Annotated in this window: 17 protein-coding genes; 11 read left to right on the top strand and 6 right to left on the bottom strand. The window is 66.5% G+C overall.

The window, feature by feature from the left end:
* Positions 1-41: 41 nt before the first annotated feature.
* On the top strand, positions 42-1,742 hold the full coding sequence (locus E2E27_RS01780; protein WP_234036143.1) for a sensor domain-containing diguanylate cyclase: 1,701 nt from the start codon (positions 42-44) through the stop codon (positions 1,740-1,742).
* Here the strand turns inward: E2E27_RS01780 and E2E27_RS01785 are convergent.
* Positions 1,739-2,140 carry an acyl-CoA thioesterase gene (locus tag E2E27_RS01785; protein ID WP_181443522.1) on the bottom strand — a complete coding sequence of 134 codons (402 nt, stop codon included), beginning with the start codon at positions 2,138-2,140 and terminating at the stop codon, positions 1,739-1,741. The genes E2E27_RS01780 and E2E27_RS01785 overlap by 4 nt on opposite strands.
* A gap of 68 nt (positions 2,141-2,208) precedes the next feature.
* Between E2E27_RS01785 and E2E27_RS01790 the strand changes: the two genes are divergently transcribed.
* Positions 2,209-2,907: a hypothetical protein gene (locus E2E27_RS01790; RefSeq protein ID WP_141457409.1), complete on the top strand. Its 699-nt coding sequence runs from the start codon at positions 2,209-2,211 to the stop codon at positions 2,905-2,907.
* A gap of 10 nt (positions 2,908-2,917) precedes the next feature.
* Here E2E27_RS01790 and E2E27_RS01795 read toward each other — a convergent pair whose 3' ends face one another.
* Positions 2,918-5,134, bottom strand: coding sequence for a S9 family peptidase (locus E2E27_RS01795; RefSeq protein WP_141457410.1), 2,217 nt, complete (start codon positions 5,132-5,134; stop codon positions 2,918-2,920).
* A gap of 136 nt (positions 5,135-5,270) precedes the next feature.
* Here E2E27_RS01795 and E2E27_RS01800 point away from each other — a divergent pair, with 136 nt between their 5' ends.
* Together E2E27_RS01800 and E2E27_RS01805 are read left to right on the top strand one after the other, a co-directional pair.
* Positions 5,271-7,076: an aminopeptidase P family protein gene (locus tag E2E27_RS01800; protein ID WP_141457411.1), complete on the top strand. Its 1,806-nt coding sequence runs from the start codon at positions 5,271-5,273 to the stop codon at positions 7,074-7,076.
* A 233-nt stretch (positions 7,077-7,309) separates the two neighbouring features.
* Positions 7,310-7,696 (top strand): VOC family protein, encoded by a 387-nt coding sequence (locus tag E2E27_RS01805; RefSeq protein WP_141457412.1) that lies wholly within the window; start codon positions 7,310-7,312, stop codon positions 7,694-7,696.
* Positions 7,697-7,699: 3 nt separating this feature from the next.
* Here the strand turns inward: E2E27_RS01805 and E2E27_RS01810 are convergent, their stop codons facing one another.
* On the bottom strand, positions 7,700-9,238 hold the full coding sequence (locus E2E27_RS01810) for a helicase HerA-like domain-containing protein (RefSeq protein WP_141457413.1): 1,539 nt from the start codon (positions 9,236-9,238) through the stop codon (positions 7,700-7,702).
* A gap of 282 nt (positions 9,239-9,520) precedes the next feature.
* Here E2E27_RS01810 and pabB point away from each other — a divergent pair, with 282 nt between their 5' ends.
* From pabB to E2E27_RS01835, 5 genes are all read left to right on the top strand, one after another.
* Positions 9,521-11,335 (top strand): aminodeoxychorismate synthase component I, encoded by a 1,815-nt coding sequence (pabB, locus tag E2E27_RS01815; protein WP_141457414.1) that lies wholly within the window; start codon positions 9,521-9,523, stop codon positions 11,333-11,335.
* Between the two features lie 47 nt (positions 11,336-11,382).
* Entirely contained in the window at positions 11,383-12,045 is a 663-nt protein-coding gene (locus tag E2E27_RS01820) for an RluA family pseudouridine synthase (protein ID WP_141457415.1), read from the top strand.
* Positions 12,038-12,460: an alternative ribosome rescue aminoacyl-tRNA hydrolase ArfB gene (gene arfB / locus E2E27_RS01825; RefSeq protein ID WP_141457416.1), complete on the top strand. Its 423-nt coding sequence runs from the start codon at positions 12,038-12,040 to the stop codon at positions 12,458-12,460. The genes E2E27_RS01820 and arfB overlap by 8 nt, the downstream gene beginning before the upstream one ends.
* A 253-nt stretch (positions 12,461-12,713) precedes the next feature.
* Positions 12,714-12,881, top strand: coding sequence for a 50S ribosomal protein L33 (gene rpmG / locus E2E27_RS01830; RefSeq protein WP_017664380.1), 168 nt, complete (start codon positions 12,714-12,716; stop codon positions 12,879-12,881).
* Between the two features lie 81 nt (positions 12,882-12,962).
* Positions 12,963-13,631, top strand: a complete 669-nt coding sequence (locus E2E27_RS01835) for a LolA family protein (RefSeq protein WP_141457417.1) — start codon at positions 12,963-12,965, stop codon at positions 13,629-13,631.
* 228 nt (positions 13,632-13,859) lie between these two features.
* Here E2E27_RS01835 and E2E27_RS01840 read toward each other — a convergent pair whose 3' ends face one another.
* Complete coding sequence (locus E2E27_RS01840) at positions 13,860-14,177, bottom strand: hypothetical protein (protein ID WP_141457418.1); 318 nt, start codon at positions 14,175-14,177, stop codon at positions 13,860-13,862.
* A 59-nt stretch (positions 14,178-14,236) separates the two neighbouring features.
* Positions 14,237-15,634 carry an alkaline phosphatase gene (locus tag E2E27_RS01845; protein ID WP_141457419.1) on the bottom strand — a complete coding sequence of 466 codons (1,398 nt, stop codon included), beginning with the start codon at positions 15,632-15,634 and terminating at the stop codon, positions 14,237-14,239.
* A gap of 98 nt (positions 15,635-15,732) precedes the next feature.
* On the opposite strand from E2E27_RS01845, the gene E2E27_RS01850 reads away from it, so the two are divergent.
* Together E2E27_RS01850 and ribA are read left to right on the top strand one after the other, a co-directional pair.
* The gene (locus E2E27_RS01850; RefSeq protein WP_141457420.1) at positions 15,733-16,521 is read left to right on the top strand and encodes an exodeoxyribonuclease III; all 789 of its coding nucleotides are present in this window, start codon (positions 15,733-15,735) and stop codon (positions 16,519-16,521) included.
* A 38-nt stretch (positions 16,522-16,559) separates the two neighbouring features.
* Positions 16,560-17,588, top strand: a complete 1,029-nt coding sequence (gene ribA, locus E2E27_RS01855) for a GTP cyclohydrolase II (protein ID WP_141457421.1) — start codon at positions 16,560-16,562, stop codon at positions 17,586-17,588.
* 614 nt (positions 17,589-18,202) lie between these two features.
* Here the strand turns inward: ribA and E2E27_RS19145 are convergent.
* Positions 18,203-18,337 (bottom strand): hypothetical protein, encoded by a 135-nt coding sequence (locus E2E27_RS19145; RefSeq protein ID WP_286172803.1) that lies wholly within the window; start codon positions 18,335-18,337, stop codon positions 18,203-18,205.
* Positions 18,338-18,439: the final 102 nt, after the last annotated feature.

An 18,439-nucleotide genomic window follows, 5' to 3' on the forward strand; every position in this document is an offset into this window, starting at 1 on the left:
CAGGCATGGCAAATCCGGGCCGCCTTTTTCTTCGCCTTGTGATGGCTGCGATGCTGCTTTTTCTGGCGGCGCCGCGGCCGGCCCTCGCCCATGATGAACCCCCGCCCGTCCATGCCCCGGTCTGCCACAGCGCCACCGATCTCGACCGCCCGCTGGCAGCGATGATGGCGCGCGGGCCGTGGACCTGTTCCGATACCGGCTGGCCTTCCGGCAGCCCCGCGGTGTGGCTGCGGTTCGAAGCGGGCAGCTGGCAGGGCGCCCCCCTGCCGCGCCAGTTCTACAGCCGCCTCGCCCGCTTCGACGCGATCACCTTCCACGCCATCGACCGTGACGGCACCGTGCGCACCCGCCGCCTGACCGAGGCGGAGGCGCGGCCCTTTGCCGCGGGCCCGGTGTTCGACCTGCCGCTGCCCGCCATCACGCCGGATACCACCACCCTGCTCGTGCGGATCGAAGGCCCCCATTCGATCCCGCTGCTGACCGAGGCGCGCATCACCGCCAACCCCGACACCGCCGAATGGTCGCAGGTCGAGATGCTGCTGCTCGCGCTGGTGATGGGGATGCTGCTGCTGCCGCTGCTGTTCGACATCAGCTTCTACGTGGTGCTGCGCGAAAGGTTCGTGTTGCTGCACGCCGGGATGGTGAGCGCGATGATGGTCTATGTGCTGACCGCCGGGGGTCTGGCCTCGGCCTTCGTCACCCTGCCGCTCGCCGTGATGGCGGTGCTGGGGCCGCTGTCCTACGCCATGGCCGCCGGGCTGACCGGGCTGTTTGTCGTCGCCTTTCTCGAACGCGGCGCGCAGTCGCGCCTGATGCGGCGGATCTCCTTGGCGACAGCGTGGTTCACGATGATCGCACCGGGGTTCTTCGCGCTGCAGCTGGGTCGCACACAGGCGTTCGACGACCGCGCCTATTTCGTAACCTTCGTGCCCTTCATTCTGGTGATCAGCGCCGCGGTGATCGAGGCCGTGTGGCGCGGCAGCCGTTCCGCGCGCTATCTGGCGGTGGCCTGGGCGCCGATCATCTGCGCCTCGGTCGAGCGCCTGCTGCGCGGGCTGGGGCTGCATGTCGGCCCCTCAAGCCTCGACCTGATGATCTATGGCGCGGTCGGGATCGAGGTAGTGGTGATCAGCCTCGCCATCGCCGACCGCTTCCTCGCCCTGCGGCGCGAGCGCGATGCCGCGCTGAGCGAGGCGAAGATGCTCGAACAGCTTTCGACCCGCGATTCGCTCACCGGGCTGATGAACCGCCGCGCGATCGAGGCGCGCTTCGACGAGCTGCTGGCGCAGGGCTTCGATACCTTTGCGCTGGTCGATCTCGACCGGTTCAAGGCGATCAACGACCTGCACGGCCATCAGGTCGGCGATGCCGCGCTGGTCGCCTGTGCGGGCGCGCTGCGCGCCAGCGGGGACCGGGATGCGATCGCGGTGCGATTGGGCGGCGAGGAATTCGTGGTGCTGCTGCGCGGGCCCCGCGCACTCGAGCGGGCCGAGGCGATGCGGCAGGCAATCCCGATCCGCATCGCGCAGGACGTCCCGGGGCTGGAACTACCGGTCACCGCCAGCATGGGCGTGGTGATGCTGGCCGAGGCCGCGCGCCACAAGATGGCCTTCGCCGAATTCTACGCGCAGGCCGATGCGCTGATGTACGATGCCAAGGCGAGCGGGAGGAACCGCCTCGCCTACGAGCGCCTGACGGTCTTCACCGCCGCGCCCGAGGGACGCCGCGAACGCGCAGCTTAGGCTGGGGCAAAGGGCGCAAGGATATCGGGCCGCACACGGGCCAGCCGCCCGGTCGCCTTGTCGAGCATCGCCCATGTGGTCGCTGCGCTGACGAGGCGTTTGCCCGACGAGTCGGTAAAGTCCACCCGGCGGAGAGACTTCGCGCCTTGGGCGGGGCCTTCGATCCATGTGGTCGCGGTCACCTCCGCGCCTTCGGACACGTTGCCGCGATAGTCGATCTCGTGCCGCACCACGACCCAGAAGAACGCCGCACGATCCTCGGGCCGCGCCGCCGCGTCCCAATGGGCGGTCGCCATGTCCTGAATCCACTGCACCCACACGGTGTTGTTGACGTGGCCGAGCTCGTCGATCTGCTCGGGCCGGGCGGTAAAGGTGCGGGTGAAGCGGGCGAGGGTCACGGGCGCAGGCCTACCGCCCTCGCCTGCACCTCGCAAGCGCGCCAAGGCTTTGTTAGCCGGTCTGTGGCATGATCCGTCGCACAATCCCGCAAGGCGAGAGGCGCATCATGGCCGAAGACGAACCCGACAAGCAGGACCGCGGCTTTCGCCCGCGCGTCGTTTGGGGTGAAAAGCGGCCCGGCGCGCGCAGCCTCTACATGGGGCCGGAAGGCGTGTTCCGGCACGAGGACAACAAGCTGGAAACGCTGGCGGACGCGGTCGATATGTTCTGGGCCGCCGTCGCGCGCGATCCGCGCAGCTGGAACAGAAACCTCAAGGGCTATGACTGGCTGCTCGACCATGCCGCAGATGCCGACCGCGAGGATGTGCGCCGCACACTCGGCTGGCTCGAGGCGGCGATCGCCTTTCAGGACCGGCCTGCGGCGGTCGCGGCGTGCCGCTATCTGGCGGCGATGCCGGCGATGCTGCTGGCCGCGGATTATGGCCGGGTGGCGACCATCTTCAACAGCCGCAAGGTCGGAATGGTGTGGCAACTCACCCCCGATCTCGACAAGCGCCCGCTGCCGAGCGGGCCGATCCCCAAATTCGGGCAGGAAGCGGGCTTCGGCCTGATCCGCGCGGTGCCCGAGCTCTATTCGAAATTGGCGATGTTCGGCACCGAGATGGAGACCATCGTCGCCATCCTCGCGGCGGAAGCGCTCCGTTACGGCGTATCGCTTCCGCCCGAGCTGGTGGCGATGGCGCAGGCAGCACCATCGCCAGGGTGAGGGGCGCGGGCTATTCGCCCTCGCTCTTGGGCGCCATGCCCATCTGCCACAGGATGAAGGCGAATTCCTCCGCCGTTTCCTTGAGGCTGTTCCAGCGGCCCGACTGCCCGCCGTGGCCTGCGCCCATGTTGGTCTTCATCAGCAGCAGGTTGTCGTCGGTCTTCAATTCGCGCAGCTTCGCGACCCACTTGGCGGGTTCCCAATAGGTCACGCGCGGATCGTTGAGGCCCGCCGTCACCAGCATCGGCGGGTAATCCTTGGCCACAACCTGATCATAGGGCGAATAGGACAGCATATAGGCAAACGCCGCCTTGTCGGTGATCGGGTTGCCCCATTCCTGCCATTCGCCCGGGGTGAGCGGCAGCTTCTCGTTGAGCATGGTGTTCACCACATCGACGAAGGGCACGTGGGCGACGATCGCGCCATATTGTGACGGGTCCTGATTGATGATCGCGCCCATTAACTCCCCGCCGGCCGAGCCGCCGCTGGCGGTGACCTTGCCTTCCGCGGTGTAACCCTTGGCGATCAGGCCCCTTCCCACATCGACGAAATCGTTGAAGGTGTTGGTCCGCTCGAACAGCTTGCCGCCGAGATACCAGCGCCGGCCGAGATCGTCGCCACCGCGGATATGCGCGATGGCATAGGCGAAGCCGCGATCGACGAGGCTGAGGCGCGTAGTCGAAAAGCCCGGCGGGATGGCATAACCGTATGCACCATAGGCATAGAGATGCAGCGGCCCCGGACCCTCGATCCCGGCCTTCTTGAGGATCTCGGCCCGGTCCTTGCGCATCACGATGCTGACCGGCACCATCGTCCCGTCGCGCGCCTGCACGGTCAGCCGCTCCGAGACATAGAGCGAGGGATCGTAGCCGCTCGGGATTTCCTGCGTCTTGAGCGTTTCGAGCTTCGCGGTCTTGACGTCGTAGTCATAGACCGTCGCGGGCGTCACCATCGACTGGTAGGCCAGCCGCAGCTTGCTGACATCATATTCCGGGTTGTTCGAAAGCCCGGCGGTGTAGCTCGCTTCGGGGAAGGTGATCGTGGTGATCTGCGCCGGATCGTCGTAGCGGCGCAGCTGGATCTGGTCGAGGCCGCCCAGGCGCCCTTCGGTGACGAAGAAGTCCTTGAACAGGTCGAAGCCGGTCAGATAAAAGTCGTCAGACCCGGCAATCACCGTCTGCCAGTCGCCCGGCGTCGCCAGCTTCGCCTTGGCGAGGCGGAAGTTGATGTGATCGTCGTTGGTCCACACCCACAATTCGCCGTCACGCACGTCGACCGAATATTCGACGCCCTTCTTGCGTGCCTTCACCAGAATCGGCGCGGCGGTGGGATTGTCGGCGGGGACGAGCCGCACTTCGCTGGTCTCGTTATCGCCCGCGCCGATGATCAGCCAATCCTTCTGCGAGGTGAGGCCGGTGCCGACACCGAAGCTCTGGTCTTCCTCCTTGTAGAGCGTGACGTCGCTCTCCACCGGGGTGCCGATCACGTGCATCCTGGCTTCGAGCGTGCGCCATTCCTCGGTCGAGGGGCCGTAGACCAGCGCAGTGTCGTTCTTCACCCACACCAGATCGCCGCGGAGGTTCTCGATCGTGTCGGGAAGCAGTTCGCCGGTCTGCAAATCCTTGATCCGCGCGGTGTAGCGCTCGGAGCCGTTGGTGTCGGTGGCATAGGCGAGGAAGCGGCCGTTCTCGGACACCGAAGCCGCGCCGAGGCGGAAATATTCCTGCCCTTCGGCCATCTGGTTTTCGTCGAGGAGCAGCTCGGCCTCGCCGCCCGCCACGGGCTTGCGCCAGTGCTTGCGATATTGCGCGCCTTCCTCGAACTCGCTCCAGTAGAGATAGTCGCCATCCTTCTGAGGGACGGTGGAATCGTCTTCCTTGATGCGCGCGCGCATCTCGGTGAACAGCGCCTCGGTGAAGGCGGCCTGGCCGGCCATCTTGGCTTCGAAATAGGCGTTCTCGGCCTTGATGTGATTGAGCACATCCTCGTCGTCAACGGTGGGATAGGACTTGTCGTAGAGCCAGTCATAGGGATCTTCGACGGTGATCCCGTGAACGGTGTAGGAATGCGCGCGCTTTTCGGCGACGGGGGGCTTGATCTCGGTGCTGGCGGCAGAAGGCGTGGTCACGCTCGGCTGTTCCTCTCGGGTGGTCGCAAAGGCGGGTGTCGCCAAGGTGGTGGCGATGGCGGTGGTGGCAAGAGCCATAAGGCTGATCGGGCGATGCATTGGCGGTGTTTTCCCTCTGACGATCCGGGCGCTGGCCTCGCGGGTGGAAAGACGCAAGGCAAAGGCCTATGATGGCCCTTCTAATGTGCCATTGTTTCGCGGCAAGTGCCCGCGCCATCGCCTGAGGATAGACGAAATGCTGATGCAAACCCATGAAGCCCGCCTCGCCGCCCTGCGCGAAGAGTTGAAGCGACGGGGCGTCGATGGTTTCGTCGTGCCGATCTCCGATGAACACATGAGCGAATATGTCGGCGATTATGCCCAGCGGCTGAAGTGGCTGACGGGCTTCGGCGGCTCGGCGGGCTATGCCTGCGTCACGCTCACCCACGCGGCGATCTTTGTCGACGGGCGCTACACCGTGCAGGTGCGCGAGCAGGTCGACGGGCAATTGTTCGAGTACAAGTCCGTCCCCGCCGATACGCTCGGCGCGTGGCTGGGCGAGGTGTGCGAGAGCGGCGCGAAGATCGCCTACGACCCCTGGCTCCACACCTGGGCCTGGGTCGAGGCGGTCGAGAAGCAGGTCGAGCCCAAGGGCATCGCCATGGTCCCGGCCGACAGCAACCCGATCGATGCGGTCTGGGCCGATCGCCCCGCCCCCTCGCCCGCCGAGGCCAAGGTGCATGACGAGGCGGTGGCGGGCCGCTCCTCGGCAGAAAAGCGCGCCGCCGTGGCCGACTGGCTGGCGCGCGAAGGCCACGACGCGGTGGTGATCCCCGCGCTCGATTCGGTTGCCTGGCTGCTCAACATCCGCGGGGCCGACGTGCCGCATACCCCGGTGGCGCTGTCCTATGTGATCGCCCGCAAGGATGGCAGCGCCGAGCTGTTCATCGCGCCCGAGAAGGTCACGCCCGAACTCGCGCGCCATCTCGGCAATGCGGTGACGATCCGCGACCGGCAGGCCTTCGAAGGCGCACTTGGCGAATATGCGGGGCAGAGCGTCGCGCTCGACCCCGATTTCGCGGTGGTCGGCATCGCGCAGGCCTTGCGCGCCGGGGGTGCCAAATTCGCCTTCAAGCAGGACCCGACGATCCTTGCCAAGGCGATCAAGAACCCCGCCGAACAAGGCGGCCAGCGCGACGCGCAGGCGCGCGACGGGGCGGCGGTGAGCCGCTTCCTGCGCTGGCTGGAGATCGAGGCGCCGAAGGGCAGCGTGGACGAGCTTTCCGCCGCCGCACGGCTGCAAGCCTTCCGCGAGGAAGACCCCGGCCTTTCCGACCTCAGCTTCGACACCATCTCCGCCGCTGCCGGCCATGCCGCGCTGCCGCATTACAAGGTGGACGAGGACAGCAACATTCCGATCCCGCCCTCCTCGATCTATCTGGTGGATTCCGGCGGGCAATATCCCGGCGGCACGACCGACATCACCCGCACCGTATGGATCGGGCCGGGTGAGCCGACGCAGGAAATGCGCGACCGCAATACGCGGGTGCTCAAGGGCCATATCCAGCTCGCCCGCGCGGTGTTCCCGCAGGGCACCACCGGCGGCCAGCTCGACGTGCTGGCGCGGCAATATCTGTGGGAGGCGGGGGTCGATTACGCCCACGGCACCGGCCACGGGGTCGGCAGCGTGCTTGCGGTGCACGAAGGCCCGCAGCGCATCGCCAAGCCGGGCGGCGGGCAGGCGGGCACCGGGCAGGAACTGCACGCGGGCATGATCCTCTCTAACGAGCCGGGCTATTACAAGCCCAATGCCTTCGGCATCCGCATCGAGAATCTGGTGCTGACCGAGGAACGCCAGATCGAAGGCATGGAGGGCCGCTGGCTCGGCTTCGAGACGCTGACCTTCGTCCCGCTGGACCGCAAACTGATCGACGTGGGCCTGCTGACGGCGGAGGAAATCGCCTGGGTCGATGCCTATCACGCCAAGGTGCGCGAGGTGCTTAGCCCGCGCCTTTCGGGCGACGATCTGGCGTGGGTGGAGCGGGAGACCGCGCCGCTCTAATCCCCCGCCCCGGACTTGATCCGGGGCCCCGCTTTTTTGGTTGCGAACGCGCCTCCGCGCGTTCGTCCTCGGCGAGTCTCCGTCGCTTTGCGCCGGATCGCCTGCGGCTCGCGCGCTTGCGCTCGCGACCCGTCCTTTGGCGGGTCGATGCACCGCCCGTTTGATGGCTTGTTGGAACGCATGTGTTCCTGTAATGTTCCGGCATCGATTCGCACCAGGCGGGAGGAACATCAATGATCGGCTACGTTACCCTCGGCACCAATGATCTGCCGCGCGCAGCGGCCTTCTACGACGCGCTGGCCGCGCATTTCGGCGTGGGGCGGATGATGGATTTCGAAACCTTCATCGCCTGGGGCGCATGGGGCGGCGCGCCGGGGATCGCGGCGACTGTGCCGTTCGATGGCCAGCCCGCCACGGTCGGCAACGGGGTGATGGTCGCGCTCGAGGTCAAATCGCCCGAGGATGTCCACGCGGTCTACGATATCGCGATGGCCCACGGCGGCAGCGACGAAGGCGCGCCCGGCCCGCGCGGGGAAGACGGCTTCTATGCCGGCTATTTCCGCGATCCGGACGGCAACAAGCTCAACGCCTTCTGCATGGTGCAGCCCGCCGAGAGTTGATCCTCAGCGCATCAACCCGCCGATGAGGTTGCGCACGAAGGCCGTCGCCCCGGTGCGTAGCGGATCGGCGCCCGACTTCTTGCCCAGCACCGCCGCCACCGCGATCGAGGCGAGCGAGCCGCTTGCCGCGGTCATCGCGCTCTTGCCCGCCTTTTCCCAGACGGACGGCGTCTTGCGCTCGCGCTTGGCGACCTCTTCCTTACCTTTCTCGGCCACTTCCTGCGCGGTCGCCGCGGCATCGGCGGCCTTGGCGGCGAGCACTTCGGCGGCGCTTTCCCGATCCACGCGGGTGTCGTACTTGCCTTCGAGCGGGCTGATCGACTGGATGATCGCGCGTTCCTTGGGCGTCACCGGGCCGAGGCGCGAGCGCGGCGGCTTGATCAGCGTGCGCTCCACCACCGTGGGCGCACCATCGTCATCGAGGGTCGAAACCAGCGCTTCGCCCACCTTCAGCTCGGTGATCGCGGCCTCGACATCGAGCTTCGGATTGACCCGGAAGGTCTCGGCCGCCGCCTTGATCGCGCGCTGATCGCGCGGGGTGAAGGCGCGCAGCGCGTGCTGCACGCGGTTGCCGAGCTGGCCGGCCACCTCCTCGGGAATGTCGATCGGGTTTTGCGTCACGAAGAATACGCCCACACCCTTCGACCGGATCAGGCGCACGACCTGTTCGATGGTGTCCTGCAAGGCCTTGGGCGCATCGTCGAACAAGAGGTGCGCTTCATCAAAGAAGAACACCAGCTTCGGCTTTTCGGGATCGCCCACCTCGGGCAGGCTCTCGAACAGCTCGGCCAGCAGCCACAAGAGGAATGTCGCGTAAAGCTTGGGGCTGCGCATCAGCTTGTCGGCGGCGAGCACATTGACATAGCCGCGCCCCTGATCATCGACCTTGAGGAAATCGTTGATCTCCAGCGCCGGCTCGCCGAAGAAATGGTCCGCGCCCTGCGCCTCGAAGCTGAGCAATTGCCGCTGGATCGACCCGACCGAGGGCTTGGTGACATTGCCATATTTGCCCGAGAGTTCGGCGGAATTCTCGTTCGCCCAGGCCAGCAGCGCCTGAAGATCGGCGAAATCGAGCAGCAGCAGCCCGTTCTCGTCGGCATAGCGGAAGATGATCTGCAGCACGCCTTCCTGCGTCTCGTTGAGGTCGAGCAGGCGCGACAGCAGCAGCGGGCCCATCTCGGACACGGTGGTGCGGATCGGGTGGCCCTGTTCGCCGTAGAGATCCCAGAAGATCACCGGATTGTCTTCATAGCCATAGTCGGTGATGCCGAGTTCCTTGGCGCGGCTTTCCAGCTTGTCGGCGTGCTTGAAGGTGGGCGAGCCGGGCATGGCGATGCCCGACAGGTCGCCCTTCACGTCGGCGACGAAGACGGGGACACCGGCCTTGGCAAAACTTTCGGCAATGCCCTGCAATGTCACGGTCTTGCCCGTGCCGGTCGCGCCCGCGATCAGCCCGTGGCGGTTCGAGCGGCCCAGCAGCAGCGCCTGCCGCGATCCGTCCGCGCCAAGCCCGAGATAGATTTCGCCCGCCACTTCGCTCATTACGCTGTCCCCGCTGTCATTGCTCTTGGGTGCTTTCCTTATCGCAATTGGACGGCCTGTCGACCCTTGGCCGCGCGCATTTTCCTACTGCGGCAAGGGCTGGTAAGGCCCGCCCGATGATCGTCTTTGCCCGCCTGCACTCATCCCGGTCCCCGCCTTTGCCTGGGGTTTCGAAGGGGCCGGAGTTTTTTTGTCTTAGACAGTGTCTCATCTGTCTCCAACACGCCGCAGAAAGGCGACGGGTTCTCGACAGGGGCGGCAATTCCGGTAAGGCTGGCAGGCATGGGTCAACCGCTGCCATTCGTATTGCTGGACGATGCGCGCGCCGGGGATGGGGCCGCCGATGCGCTGCTCTACGAAGCGCCGCGCGCGCTGTTCGTGGCGCACCGGGCCGATGAGGTCGAAGGCACGCTCGCCGCGGCCGAGGCGGCTCGCGTCGCGCAGGGCGGTTCGCTCGCCGGCTATGTCGCCTACGAGGCGGGCCTCGCGCTGGAGCCGAGGCTGGCCGGGCAGGCGGCAGGACGCACCGGGGCGGCGGGGCCGCTCGTTTGGCTCGGCCTGTTCGATGCGCCGCGCCGGATTGCGGGGGGCGATGTTGCGGAGTGGCTTGCGGGCAGGGCAGAAGGCCCCGGCACGCTCGGCCCGATGGAGCCGCAGCTCTCCCCGGGCGGCTACGCGGCGGCCTTTGCGGCGCTGCGCGAAGCGATCCATGCGGGCGACATCTATCAGGCGAACCTCACCTACCCGCTCGCCGGGTCATACCGCGGCGATCCGGTGGGGCTCTACGCCGCGCTGCGCGGTGCGGCGGCGGCGGGGTATGGCGGGCTCATCTGGGACGGATCGCACTGGCTCCTGAGCTTCTCGCCCGAACTGTTCGTCGCCCTCAATGGCAGCGAGGCCAAGGTCAAGCCGATGAAGGGCACCCGCCCCCGCATGGCCGACCGCGCCGCCGACACCGCACTGGCGCAGGAACTCGCCGCCTCGGTCAAGGACCGCGCCGAGAACCTGATGATCGTCGACCTGATGCGCAACGACCTGTCCCGCGTGGCCGAGGCGGGGAGCGTCCGGGTCGACGCGCCCTTCGCGGTCGAAAGCTACCCGACGGTGCACCAGCTGGTCTCGACGGTGCGCGCGCGGCTCGGCCCCGGCAAGGGGGCGATGGATCTGGTGCGGGCACTGTTTCCCTGCGGCTCGATCACCGGTGCGCCCAAGATCCGGGCGATGGAGCTGCTCGGGCAAGTGGAGCGCGATGCGCGCGGGGCCTATTGCGGCGCGATCGGGCGGATCGACGCTGATGGCAACGCCGCCTTCAACGTTGCGATCCGCACGCTGCGCCTGACGCCGGTCGAAAACGGGCAGGGCAGCGCGGTGCTCGGCATCGGCTCGGCGGTGGTCGCCGACAGCGAGGCGATGGCCGAACGGCGCGAGTGCGAGGTCAAGGCCGGGTTCCTGCGGCGCGCCGAACCGGGTCTTACCGCCCCGCAATTCGACCTGATCGAGACCATGCGCTTCGAACCCGAGACCGGCATCGCGCTGCTCGAACGCCATCTCGCGCGGATGAAGGCGAGCGCGGCGGCGCTGGGTTTCGCCTTTGATCGCCATACCCTGCGCAATCACATTCAGGCGGTGTGCTTCGAGCTGGAAGCGCCCGCAAGGGTGCGGCTGATGGTGTCGCGCAGCGGGGCCAGCGCGCTCGAGACCGCCCCGCTGCCCGCGCCGCCGGGGGATCCGGTCAAGGTCACCGCGCTGCCCCATCCGCTCGATCCGAACGACTGGCGGCTGGCGCACAAGACCTCCGACCGGGGCTTCTACGAGGATGCGCTCGCCGCCGCCCGCACGCTGGGGGCGGAGGAGGCGGTGCTGGTGCGCCAAGATGGTCTGGTGACCGAGGGTAGCTGGACCAGCGTCTTTGTCGATGGGCCCGACGGCGTGCTGCTCACCCCGCCGCTGGCGCTCGGCCTGCTGCCCGGCGTGCTGCGCGAACAGCTGATCGCCGAGGGCCGCGCGCGCGAGAGCGAAGTGGCGCTCGACAGCCTCACGCAAGGCTTCTGGATCGGCAACGCCCTGCGCGGGCTGATGCGCGCGGTGCTGGTGTGACGCGCGCGCCCTTCGACAAGCCGCAGATGAACGGCTAGGGCGCGGCGATGTCAGACATTCACATCCTCTACGAAGACGGCGAAGCGCTGGTGATCGACAAGCCTTCGGGCATGGCGGTCGACCGGCCGCGCAAGGGCGGCATCTGCCTCGAAGACCACCTGCCGCGACTGAAGCTGGGCTTCCAGCGCGCGCCGGTGGCGGTTCACCGGCTCGATACCGACACTTCGGGCTGCCTGCTGCTCGCGCGCAATCCCAAGGCGCTGGCGCGGTTCAACAAGGCGTTCGAGGAACGGCTGGTGGGCAAGACCTATCTCGCGGTGCTCGCGGGCCATCCGCCGGGCACCGAAGGCACGATCGAACTGGCGCTGTCGAAGATCAGCTCGGCCGAGAAGGGCTGGCGGATGATCCCGGCCAAGAAGGGCAAGCCCGCCGTCTCGCACTGGGAGCTGGTCGAGGAACTGGGCCCCAACAGCCTGATTCGCTTCCGCCCCGAAACCGGCCGCACCCACCAGCTGCGCGTCCATGCCTTGAGCGGGCTGGGTGCACCGCTGCTGGGCGATCCGGTCTACGGCGCGGGCAATGCGCCCGGTGCCAAGCGCACCATGCTCCACGCCGAGAGCCTCACCGTCACCCGCCCCGGCAAGACCCCGATCGAAGCGCGCGCGCCCTTGCCGCGCGATTTCCTCGCGCTCGGGGTGAGCGATGGATGACGAAGAGCCGCTGACCTCCCGCGCGCTGCGGCTGGCGAGCGAGAGCTTTCTCGCAGGCTCGGGCCCCGGCGGGCAGAACGCCAACAAGGTCGCGACCGAAGTGGAGCTGCGCGTCAACATCTATGCGCTGCGCCTGCCCCCGCCGGTCTTCGCGCGGCTGCGCCAGCTGGCGGGCGGGAAGATTGCGGGGAACGGCGATCTGATCGTCACCTCCAAGGCGCACCGCACACAGGAAGCGAACCGGCAGGACGCGCGGGTGAAGCTGGCGGCGCTGCTGGAGGACGCCCAGATCCAGCCCAAGCGGCGCGCCAAGACCCGGCTCAACCGCGTCGGCAAGACCGAGCGGCTCAAGGTCAAGAAGGTGCGCGGCACGGTCAAGGCCAATCGCGGCAAGCCCAACGCGTCCGATTGGTGAGGCCGCGCCAAGGGGTGACGAGCGACAGCTCGTAACCCCTTGGCTAAGCCCGTGCGGCGCCTGAGCATCGCCAGCGCGTGATGCGTCAGCATCTTAGCGCGCTGGCAAAGCACCCGCCTTGACTTTTGCCCGTGAATCGGCGAATGGCGCGCCCGTGTGGCGGTGTGCCGGGCCTTCCGGGCGCGCCGCTATTTGCTTTTTACAGCCCTGCGGACAGCAATCGCCGGGCCGACCCAGTTGACAGGAACCCGCCATGGCGAAGCCCACCACCGTCAAGATCCGCCTCGTCTCGAGCGAGGGCACCGGCTTCTTCTACGTGACCAAGAAGAACCCGCGCAACATCACCGAGAAGATGAGCTTCCGCAAGTACGACCCCGTCGCGCGCAAGCACGTCGAGTTCAAGGAAGCCAAGATCAAGTAAGATCGGCTCCGCGCGCCTGCTGAATGGCAGGCGATGCGAAAATTCATCGACAGTTCAAGCCCGCCGCCGTAACCGCCGGGCATGATCAAGAACCTTCCTTCGCTTCGCACGCTCGCGCTCGGCCTCGGGGCCGGCGCGTTTGCGCTCGGCCTCGCGCCTGCCGGCCCCGCTCCGCTGACCACGCCTGCCGCCGCGCAGTCCGCCAGCGATCTCGACAAGGTGGTGGGCGCGCTGCGCGGCATCTCCACCATGACCGCCGACTTCACGCAGACCGACCGTGCGGGAAGCACCCTGCGCGGCAAGATGACGCTCAAGCGCCCCGGCAAGATCCGTTTCGATTACGGCAAGGACGCCGATTTCCTCGTCGTCTCCAACGGTAAGTCGCTCTACGTCATCGATTACGAGGTTGCCCAGGTCGAACGCTGGCCGATCGGCAATTCGCCGTTGGGCGCACTGTTCGATCCGGGCAAGGATGTGAAGCGCTATGGCAAGATGCTGCCGACGGCGAACCCGAACGTCCTCAGCGTCGAAGTGCGCGATCCCAAGAAGCCCGAATTCGGGATGATCACGCTGATCTTCGTCAAGAACGCTTCGGCCCCCGGCGGGTTGCAGCTGACCCACTGGGTCGCGCTCGACGCGCAGAACAACCGCACCAAGGTGGTGCTGTCGAACCAGCGCTATGGCGTTTCCGTGGCGGACTCGGCATTCAGCTTCAAGGACCCGCGCCGCACGGCTCGTCGTCCGGGGTGAACATCCGTCCGACGAACGGTTGTATGAAAGCGACAAAAAACTTTCCGTGTTCATCTGAATGAAAGCCTCAAACAGCTAATCATTCTCAACAAGACGGGTCGAAGGGAGGTTTCCCCCCTGTTGCCCACCCTTCACCAAGGGCCTGTCTTGTACAAGCGTGACGAACGCTCCATGGAACCCTCGACCCATCGCCCCCGGGTCGAGGGTTTTTGTGTTAGGGTGTCAGCTTTACCCGTGCCAATCGGGGAGCTTAGCTAGACGTTCAACCTCTTTCATTCGCTCGCCATTGCTCCAAGCATGGATAGCCATGGGCACCACAAACAGGGCGATTGCGATTAGTCCTCCCGCTAGCCAGCCATGACCGTCAACGTATCTGTGTATCGCAAAAATGGCGATCGCCGTGCCGAAGAGAGCAAAGAGCGAGTAATGGACCCCCCATGCCGCATCCAAGGCAAGCCGGTCTCGTTCTTGGATCGCTTCAGCCAGTGCCTCGTGGTAGCGTGACAAGCGGGCTTCAAGATCGTAAATCTTTTCTTCGGCAGTCAATTGACCCTCCAATCGATAAACTTGTGTTTATCTAGCAGATTGCCAATTTGCTGTCGCCTTTACTCCACCCACCCCAAGGCCCGGCGGATGATCGCGTGGATCACGTTCTGCTCGATCACCCCCCGCGCGCGCTCGCTTCCGGGGCCGGTGGCGAACAGGGCGACATCTTCGCCGCCGTGGGTTTCAGCGCCGGTGGGGATCAGCGACTGCTGGCGCGCAGCGATCCCGGTGGCGGGCACCGGCCGCTCGCCCGACACAGCGCCCGGGCCATTGGCATAGCCGAGCGTCGTATAGGGCTTGCCATCGCCCGCCAGCAGCGGCGCGCCCTGCTCGGCGGAATCCGAATGGTCGCCATCGCCGCCGCCCGGCGGAGGCACCACCAGCCCGAGGATGTCGTTCCCCCGCTGCGGGTAGCCCGCGATGGTGAAGACATGGCTGTGATCGGCGGTGACGAGGATCAGCGTTTCGGCGGGATCGGTGTGGTCGACCGCCCACTGCACCGCGCGGGCAAACTCCACCGCCTCCTCGAGCGCATAGCCCGCGCGCCCGTCGTGGTGCGCGTGGTCGATCCGCCCGCCTTCGACCATCAGGTAGTAGCCATCGGGATCGGCCTTGAGCCGCGCGATCGCCTGCGCGGTCATGTCGGTGAGGGTCGGCTCGGGCGAACCGGGCTTGCGATCGGCCATGTAGGTCAGGTGGCTCGGGCTGAACAGGCCGAGCACCGGCCTGTCCATCGGCGCGGCAGCCAGCCCCGCAGCGTCCTTCACCACCACGCCGCCGCTGCGCGCGGCCCATTGCGCGGGCAGATCGGCTGCCGGATCGGTGCGCCGTCCGCCGCCCTCCTTGCCGTAGAACATCGCCGTCCCGCCGCCGAGCGCGAGGTCGAACTCCGCCTCGGCAAGCTGGAGCGCGATATCCTTGCAGCCCTGCCCCTGCTGGCTGGCGGGGATGCTGCTGTCCGCCTCCCAGTCGCGGTCGGCGGTGTGGGCATAGACCGCCGCCGGCGTGGCATGGGTCAGCCGCGTCGTGGTGACGATACCGACCGCCAGCCCCTTCGCCTTGGCCTCCTCGCCCAGCGTCGGCAGGCTGTGCGCGAGCGCCTCGGCGCAAACCCCGCGCGTCGCCTCCGGGCCGATCCCCAGCACCCCGATGCGGGTCTTCACGCCGGTGTGCATCGCCGAGGCCGTCCCCGCGCTGTCGGGCACCTGCGCGTTGGTGTTGTAGGTCTTGACCAGCGCCACATTGGGGAATGTCTCGAAGCTCAGCTGATTTTCCTCGCCCGTCTCCCCGCGCTTCTGCGCTTCGTAGATGCGCGCGGCGGTGATGGTGGAGATGCCCATGCCATCGCCGATGAACAGGATCACGTTCTTCGCGCGCGGTTCCTGCGGTGCGTCCTCGGCAAGCGCCGGGGTGGCAGCAGACGACAGCAGCAGGGTGGCAAGGATTGTGCGGGTCATGGCGGGGCTCCCAATGGCTTTGCACCGCCCTATCGCGCGGTGATGCGACGGCAAAGTGAAAGCTGGAATGTTACCGCGTGTATGCCTAAGTCCGCCCCATGCTGTCTGTCGCCACCTGGAACATCAACTCGGCGCGCCTGCGCGTCGGCCTCATCGAAAAGCTGCTCACCGAAGCCGCACCCGACATCCTGTGCCTGCAGGAGATCAAGTGCGAGAGCCACCTGTTCCCGGCCGAAGCACTGGCGAATCTCGGCTACACCCATCAGGCGGTGAGCGGGCAGAAGGGCTATCACGGCGTCGCCACGGTCAGCCGCGTGCCGATCCGCGAAGTCACCCGCCACGACTGGCAGGACAATGGCGAGGCGCGGCATATCGGGGTCGAGGTGCTGGGCCGCGATCTGCTGGTCGAGAATGTCTATGTCCCGGCCGGCGGCGACGTGCCCGACCGCGAGGTGAACCCCAAATTCGGCCAGAAACTCGATTTTCTCGGGCGCATGACGCGCTGGGCGGACACGCTCGACCGGCCCACGCTGATCGTCGGCGATTTCAATATCGCCCCGCTGGAAAGCGACGTGTGGAGCCACAAGCAGCTTCTCAAGGTCGTCAGCCACACGCCGATCGAGGTCGAGACGCTGGGCAAGTTCCGCGACGCGCATGGCTGGGTCGATCTGGGCCGCGAGCATATCCCCGCGCCGCAACGCTACTATTCGTGGTGGAGCTACCGCAATCCGGGCTGGCAGGAGAACGACAAGGGGCGCCGCCTGGATCACATGTGGGCCTCGCCCGAGGTCGCCCGGCAAGCCCGCGCGCACCGCGTGATCGAGGAGGCGCGCGCGTGGACGCAGCCCTCCGATCACGTGCCGCTGGTGACGGAGTTCGACCTCTGAGCCTTTCGCCCTCCCCTGAACGCCGCGCCGCACAGGCCGTGGACGCGCTGCGCCACGGCTGGCCGTTGGCATTCGAAGGGGGGCCGACCCTGCTGCCGGTCGAGACTGCAATTGCCACCGGCGCGAGCAGCCAGCGCATGCTGATCTCCGCCGCGCGCGCCGCGACGCTGAAGCTCGCCAACCAGAAAGAAGCCGCCGTGCCTCATGCGCCGGTGCTGATCGCCGGGGGCGAGGATTTCACTCTGCGCGATGCCTTGCCGATTGCCGACCCGGCGCTCGATCTCGGCAATCCGCTCAAGGGCCCGTTCAAGGCGGTCACGCTCGACTGGGCCGAAACCGCCGCCGTCGCGCTGGAGCTGGCGCGGATTGCGGGGATCCTGCCCGCATTCATGGTCGATCCCGAGGGCGCGGGTGAGGCTGTGCCAGTGTCCGTCAGCGATCTTGCCGCCTATGCCGAGGCTGGCGCGCTGAAGATCGTCACCCGCGCGCGCTTGCCGGTGAGCGCTTGCGAGGACGCCGAGATCGTCGCCTTCCGCTCCAGCGCCGACCTGCGCGAACACGTCGCGCTGATCATCGGCAAGCAGTCGGGTGACCGCCTGCCGCTTGTCCGCCTCCATTCGGAATGCCTGACCGGCGACATCCTCGGCAGCCTCAAATGCGACTGCGGCCCGCAATTGGACGCCGCGCTCCATGCCATGGCGCACGAGGCGAAGGATTCGGGCGGCTGGGGCGTGCTGCTCTACATGCGGCAGGAGGGGCGCGGAATCGGGCTGATCAACAAGCTGCGCGCCTACCGCTTGCAGGATCAGGGGTTCGACACGGTCGAGGCCAACCAGCGCCTCGGCCTGCCCGACGAAGCGCGCGATTTCCCGGTGGCGGCGCGGATGCTCAAGCTGCTGGGGGCGCGGACGATCCGGTTGCTGACCAACAACCCGGCCAAGGTAACCGCGCTCGAAGCGGCGGGCATCACCGTCAGCGAGCGGGTGCCGCACCAGCTCCCGGAGAACCCCCACAACGCGCGCTATCTGGCGACCAAGCGGGATCGCTCGGGGCATTTGTTGATCTAGCGACCGTCAGCACGAACCGGCAGGTTGTGAACAGGCTTGAGGGCCATGTCCGGTTCTCACATTCTCAACTCAAAAGCGGACATTCGGCAACCGACCCCAAGGCAAACGTTGGCGGTTTGGCATGCCCCCACCTAAAAAGTCGTCATGGCCTCGCTCAGATAGGCTTTTTGAGCGCGGCCATCGCTCAAGCAGGTCAATCCGGGCAGCGAATGGCTGCGTCCATTCCGTGCCTCGGGAGGCCCCAGCCGCAGAATGGGCGTCGAAAGCGGACTACCGTGCTTCTCCGCCTGGCCTGTATTGGCTTTCGAACAGGCAACGTGCACCGAATCAATTTTTTGCCTTCCAATAACACAAGCTTGATCGCGAGCCCGATTTCGAAGGCGCCGAGTTCCTAAGCATTTGGAAAGCCATGATCAGCTAGAGCGAGCGTGGATATGTTCGCTGCGGGCCGCCTGGAGGGTTAGAGGAAGGATGCAAGGCGATTTCGCCACATGCGGGATATCGCAGATCCTCTTCAGCTTCCTTGCATTGATGGCATGGACCGGAAAGTTTGTCTGCACTGGCGGGCAAAAGATGCGACGCATCACAGGTATCGTCGAGAATGCCCGCAACCTTCAGCCAAACACTGCGAAAGCGACTGCTCCAATCACGATTGCCAGACCGAGGCGCTTTGCTGCGCGGAAGCGATCGTCATTTTCGGGGTTGGGCATTATCAGCTGGTCCAGCCAGAACATGATGAGGTTTTGCACTGTTGAATCCCTTCAAAATGACCATGCAGGACTTTGCAACTCCATAGTTAAGAACGGGTTAGCGCGGACGGCAGCCTTTTCTTTTCGGTATTCGGTCATATT

Origin of the sequence: Porphyrobacter sp. YT40 (assembly GCF_006542605.1) — a bacterium.
GTDB lineage: Bacteria > Pseudomonadota > Alphaproteobacteria > Sphingomonadales > Sphingomonadaceae > Erythrobacter.